Raw genomic sequence first — 6,000 nt, 5'->3', positions numbered from 1 at the left:
AATCTCTTAAAAGTCAACAGGTAATTTCGATATTTTTAAAACTTATCTCTCAAACCAACTTACCATCAAATTCATCACTTAAAGCAATCAACTTAATCACAAGTAACTGTTTTTCAACAAGTTTCTATCTGCATCACCGCCGATGGATGTGCATTATAGACCATCTCATTCTCTTTGCAAGGGGTATTTCAGCCTTTTCCATTTGAGTGCCGTTTTTTTCTACTATTTTGCGAAAAAAGTGATATATATGACTTTTTTTTAGGCATTTTCACTACCTTTTATTAGTTTTTATATTTAAGAATTTAGGACATTTTTAATTTTTTATGTCTTTAATAGAGTTTATAGACATATATAGTCTCTTAATTCCAAAGAAATAATAGAGTAAACACTCTATTCCCAGCTATATTTCTTCTTACTTTTAACTTACTTCATTTATTATTAATTATGTTTACATGGTTCCACGTGGAACGCTTAATTGGTTTTGTGATCCAGAAATAAAAAAAGCAGGATTACTCCTGCTTTTTTAATCTATAACTTTTTTATTAGTCAGTGAAAATTACACGTGCAATTGCTTTTTTACCTGATTGAATAATAAAGCTTCCTTTTTCTTTTACAGAGAAGCCTGCATCAACGGCATTCCAGTCAACTTTTACCGCACCACGAGCTACCGCATCTTTTGCCGCAGCTGCATTCGGATTTAGGCCTGCTACACGTAAAATCGTAGCAATGAAGATTTCTCCTCCAAACTCACCAAGTGAAATAGTCACTTCTGGTGTGTCTTCAGGTACTTCACCTTCTGTAATACGGTTACCAGCACTCTTGTGGGCATTAGCAGCTGCTTCTGCATCATGGAAGCGTTCAACTAGCTCAAGCGCAAGGATACGTTTTACTTCCTGCGGATTACGACCAGCAGCAATTTCATCTAATAAAGCTTTGATCTCATCAAGAGATTTGAAGCTTAATAAATCGAAATAGCGTTCAATTAAAGAGTCTGGCATTGATAAAACTTTTTGGTACATTGCCCCTGGTGTATCAAATACACCAATATAGTTACCTAAAGATTTAGACATTTTATTTACGCCATCTAGACCTTCTAGAATCGGCACGGTGATACACACTTGAGATTCTTGGCCATAACGGCTTTGTAAAGTACGACCCATAAGTAAGTTAAAGGTCTGGTCTGTACCGCCTAACTCAACGTCAGCTTCAAGCGCAATTGAGTCATAACCTTGAACTAAAGGATATAAAAACTCATGAATTGCAATCGGCTGATGGTTGCTATAACGCTTAGTAAAGTCATCACGCTCTAACATGCGTGATACGGTTTGCTGACTTGCTAATTGGATCAGGTCAGCAGCAGACTTTTGATTAAACCATTCTGAGTTAAAACGTACTTTTGTTTTATTCGGATCTAATATCTTGAAAACTTGCTCTTGATAAGTTTTAGCGTTGGCTTCTACTTGTTCACGTGACAACGGTGGACGAGTTGCGCTTTTACCAGTTGGGTCACCAATCATCGCTGTATAGTCACCAATTAAGAAGGTAACTTCATGGCCCAAGTCTTGGAAAGTTTTTAGTTTATTAATAAGAACCGTATGTCCTAAATGTAAATCTGGTGCTGTAGGGTCAAAACCAGCTTTAATTTTAAGAGGGCGATTCTCTTTAAGCTTTTTCAGTAAATCTTCTTCTGAAATAATTTCGTGCGTGCCTCGTTGGATGAGGGCAAGCTGTTCTTCGGCGGGCAAGAAATTTGACATCACAAAACCTAAACACATCAGTTATTCAATTTGTGCGATATACTAACATTTTTTCAGCGTCTTGCAGGGGAAGTTGCATATGAGCGCAATCTATATCGGCGTAATGACTGGTACTAGTATGGATGGTGTGGATATTGTAGCGGCTTCATTTGAGCCACTACAGCTTCATGCCACTCTTACAGTTCCATTCGAACCCGAATTACGTGATGAGCTTATGGCATTGACTTTACCTGATGACAACGAAATTGACCGTATGGGTAAAGCTGATGTTGCTCTGGCCCAAATGATTGGCCACGGGATTAATACTCTCATTGAAAAGCACCAATTAGACCGTAGCCAAATAAAAGCGATTGGTTCACATGGACAAACCATTCGACATCGTCCAGAACATGGATTTACGCTACAAATTGGCGACCCCAACATCATTACTGAAATCACTCAGATTCCGGTTGTTTCTGATTTCCGTCGTAGAGATATGGCAGCAGGCGGCCAAGGCGCGCCATTGGTTCCGGCTTTCCATCAAGCATTATTTCAACATCCAAGTATTCATCGTGTAATTTTGAATTTGGGTGGTATTGCTAATGTGAGTATGCTGCCTGCCAATAACAGTGACGGCGTATTTGGTTTTGATACAGGTCCTGCAAATATTTTGATGGATGCGTGGTGCCATCGTCATACAGGTCATCCATATGATGAAAATGGTGATTGGGCTGCTTATGGTCATCCTATCCGCTCTTTACTCGATCGTCTTCATGCGCATGAGTATTTTTCTAAAGAACCACCTAAGAGCACAGGACGTGAAGATTTCAATATTGACTGGCTAGATGATCAGTTAATCGATTGGCGTAATGATTTAACTTACGATGAGTTAGAAGATACCCCTGAAAACATCCAAGCTACCCTATTAAAGCTTACTGTGCGCGCTATTCAAAAAGCGATTTATCGCTCTGATATGGAAACAGGTGAAGTATATGTATGTGGTGGTGGTGCTTATAACTCTTATTTATTAGAACAATTACGCTGGCGTCTTCGTAAGCACAATTGGTCTGTTCAACCTACAGATGTTTTAGGGCTCTCCCCTACTTGGGTTGAGGCTACAGCATTTGCATGGTTAGCAATGCGTTTTGTAGATGGTTTAAGTGGTAATTTACCAGCAGTAACAGGTGCTTCGGATTTCAGAATCCTAGGAACAATCACGGCGGTATGATTTATTTTGTCAGTTTCAGCTTCCTTAATTGTTGAAATATTCTTATAAAAAAACCTCTCTAATTAGAGAGGTTTTTTAAGTTTTAAAATTCTTTTAAATCGAGAATGAAGAACCACAACCGCAGGTGGTTGTCGCATTTGGGTTCTGTACAATAAAGCGTGAACCTTCAAGACCTTCTACATAGTCAACTACTGAACCAATAAGGTATTGGTAGCTAAGTGAGTCAACCAGCATTTTTACATCGCCATTTACGAATTCTGCATCATCTTCGTTTACGCTTTCAGCAAAATTGAAGCCATACGAAAACCCTGAACACCCGCCTCCTGTTACATATACACGTAACATGAGATCGTCATTCCCTTCACTATCACGGAGTTGGCGTACCTTATTGGCAGCATTATCTGTCAAAACTAGAGCTTGGGCATTCATGATGATTGTTCCTCGGATTTTGCTGTGCCTTTCAAAATAAAAAAGACCTATATTGAGTATAGCATAATCAATATAGGGTCTGTCTTCGAAGTTTAAAGCGAATCTTGAGTATTTTTATCAAGATTATTTGTAATTCTCATCCTGTAAACCACATTCGAAGTTTTTAGCATCTTGCTTACAACGGAATTGCCATAGTAGTTTCATCATGCGTTTATCGTACACACCGCGTTGTGTAAGGTTAATTCGAGACTCACGCATGAGCTTTTGGTAACCTGGTTTATCGGCTGCCGGGACATCCATCCAGTATTTTTGTGGAATATCAGCCTTCATTTTACCCAAGATGGTAAAAGCACGTGGTAGCTGACCCGAAACCCATTCCCTAGATTTCTGGCCAAAACCAGCTGGGAACTTATCAGGACGGATAATAATATTTCCTGTGACCTGTAAAATCGGATAATTCACGATCGCACCTTTTGTGCCTAAACCTTTTTGTAGTTCTAAAGGTTTAAATGCTGCTGCTGGCGCACCAATAATATCAACTTGATGGTTATTAAATTTCGCACCGAAATTTGTGACATCAGCACTAACCGCCTGCGCCCCGACCTGCTGAACCATAATTTTTTGTGCTTCATCATAGTCAAGCACAGCGATTTTTTTACCAGCAGCTTTCGCTACTGTATTGATGCTACGGTCATTTACTAAAAGGTAAGCATCACCAACCGGAATAACACCGACAACCTCATAGCGACCATTAACCATATATTTACTAAAAGTCGGACTCGCTAAACCTTGCATCACTTTTACAGCAAGCTTGAGGTCAGGAATCGCCCCGATCGCGTCTAATGAACCTGTAAATGAGTTAAATTGGCGACCACGCATTCCTGACACGCTAATACCATCACATTTACCCGCTTTAAAATCTTCAGCAATCACGGCTTCATTCTGGTTTACTTTAAGCTCGATATCAGCTCCCCAGTTTTTAGCGGCAAGTTGATAATCCTTCATTAGTGCATATACATCGCCATTTTTTCCAACGAAGTCAAAAACACATACTGTTTGTTTAGCCTGAGCTGCAAAAGAAACTGTGGTAAGTCCCATCGCAAGTAATAGCGTTTTGGAAAATTGCATATTCTTTTTCCTTTCCTTGTGGAATTTTTGTTTTTCGATACCAAGAAATTTCACACCGATCAGGTATGAATCGGATAGGCTTCATATAAAAATCATGTTGGAATATTTGTATAGACCGAATTTGCTTTTATGATTTTATTTCCATGAAAAATAGATAGCGATTAACCTACCTATTAGCAATTATTTTAATCACAGAAGTCCTTGATCCATTTTTATACCTTCATGTTTCCTTATGAAGTTTTTATCTAAATTTAGCTTAACGTCTTTCTAACCAACCACAATGGCAGAATTGACAGCACATACAAAACAAAAAGCCTAGAACTCGGTCTAGGCTTTCTGAAAAAAATTAGGATTATTCACCAGGCATTGAACATTCAAAGTTAGCCTTGTCTACAGAACAACGTGCTTTTTTGAGTACAGACATCATTCCAGCATCGTAAACACCGCGTTTAGTTAAGTCCATACGGCCATCACGCAACATTTTTTGATACTTAAGTTTGTCTTCTGCACTTAAGTTCATTTTGTATTTGCCAGGAATTTGCGCTTCTAAACGGTTGATCATTGCAAAGCTCTTAGGTAACTGTTTAACAAACCAGTCACGAGATTTTTGACCAAAACCAGCTGGGAATTTATCAGAACGTAATACTAGATCTGCTGTAACGTGTAATACAGGGAAGTTCCACATTACACCGTTTGCGCCTAAACCTTTATTTAATTCTAATGGTTTATAAGCATAAGCAGGCGCACCTACCATATCTACCTGACCATTGTTGAATTTAGCAGCAAAGTTTGAAATATCAGAAAGAACTGCTTGAGCTCCTACACGTTGCACCATAATTTTTTGTGCATCGTCATAGCCAAGTACAGCGAATTTTTTACCCGCAGCTTTTTCAACAGAGTTGATGTTTTTGTCGCGTACGAAAATGAATGCTGAACCTAACGGAGAAATACCAGCAACTTCGTATTTTTTACCACCCATATTAGTGGTCATTTTTGCTGCATTACGCGCATCTAATACATAACTAATTGCACGTTGAGCGATTTGGTTATTTGGAACACCGCCAAGTGAGTCGATAGATCCTGCGAATTTGTTATATTGGCGTGCGCGCATTGCTGTCATTGCTACAGCATCACATTTACCCGCTTTAAAATCATTATCAGCAACAGCCTCGTCCTGACGAGGTACTAGGTTAATTTCAGTGCCCCAGCCTTTTGCAGCAAGAGCCCACTCTTCCATCATTTTATATGAGTCGCCTGCTTTTCCTAAGAGGTCGAATACACATACGGTACTCGCTGCTTGCGCTGAAGCAGAAAAACCTACAACAGAAGCGGCAGCCATAGCAAGTACGATTTTTTTCATTTTCTTCATCCTTCCACGGAACAGATTTTTTTGTTTGAAGTTTCCTTTCAAACACAGATATTAATCATGTTTTTTAGAAAAAAATAGAGCTTTTACTCGATTTTTTTTATTCCTTTAGA

At 39.0% G+C, this 6,000-nt stretch carries 5 protein-coding genes; 1 reads left to right on the top strand and 4 read right to left on the bottom strand.

The features are described from left to right. Window positions 1–542: 542 nt before the first annotated feature. The gene (gene tyrS, locus MKX14_RS17985) at window positions 543–1,775 is read right to left on the bottom strand and encodes a tyrosine--tRNA ligase (protein WP_206239791.1); all 1,233 of its coding nucleotides are present in this window, start codon (window positions 1,773–1,775) and stop codon (window positions 543–545) included. Window positions 1,776–1,836: 61 nt separating this feature from the next. On the opposite strand from tyrS, the gene anmK reads away from it, so the two are divergent. Beyond that, a complete protein-coding gene (gene anmK / locus MKX14_RS17980; protein ID WP_078224205.1) occupies window positions 1,837–2,964 on the top strand; it encodes an anhydro-N-acetylmuramic acid kinase in 1,128 nt (375 codons plus the stop codon). A 93-nt stretch (window positions 2,965–3,057) separates the two neighbouring features. On the opposite strand, the gene erpA is transcribed toward anmK, so the two are convergent. The 3 genes from erpA to MKX14_RS17965 all read right to left on the bottom strand — a co-directional run bounded on the left by erpA (window position 3,058) and on the right by MKX14_RS17965 (window position 5,881). Continuing rightward, window positions 3,058–3,393: an iron-sulfur cluster insertion protein ErpA gene (gene erpA, locus MKX14_RS17975; RefSeq protein ID WP_002115421.1), complete on the bottom strand. Its 336-nt coding sequence runs from the start codon at window positions 3,391–3,393 to the stop codon at window positions 3,058–3,060. 123 nt (window positions 3,394–3,516) lie between these two features. Then, complete coding sequence (locus MKX14_RS17970; protein ID WP_031949370.1) at window positions 3,517–4,521, bottom strand: putative solute-binding protein; 1,005 nt, start codon at window positions 4,519–4,521, stop codon at window positions 3,517–3,519. Window positions 4,522–4,873: 352 nt separating this feature from the next. Further along, window positions 4,874–5,881, bottom strand: coding sequence for a putative solute-binding protein (locus MKX14_RS17965; RefSeq protein WP_046812949.1), 1,008 nt, complete (start codon window positions 5,879–5,881; stop codon window positions 4,874–4,876). Window positions 5,882–6,000: the final 119 nt, after the last annotated feature.

This window comes from Acinetobacter pittii (assembly GCF_022449185.1).
Taxonomy (GTDB): Bacteria; Pseudomonadota; Gammaproteobacteria; order Pseudomonadales; family Moraxellaceae; genus Acinetobacter; species Acinetobacter pittii_I.
Note: the sequence above shows the minus strand (reverse complement) of the source record. Positions and strands in the feature narration are given on the sequence as shown.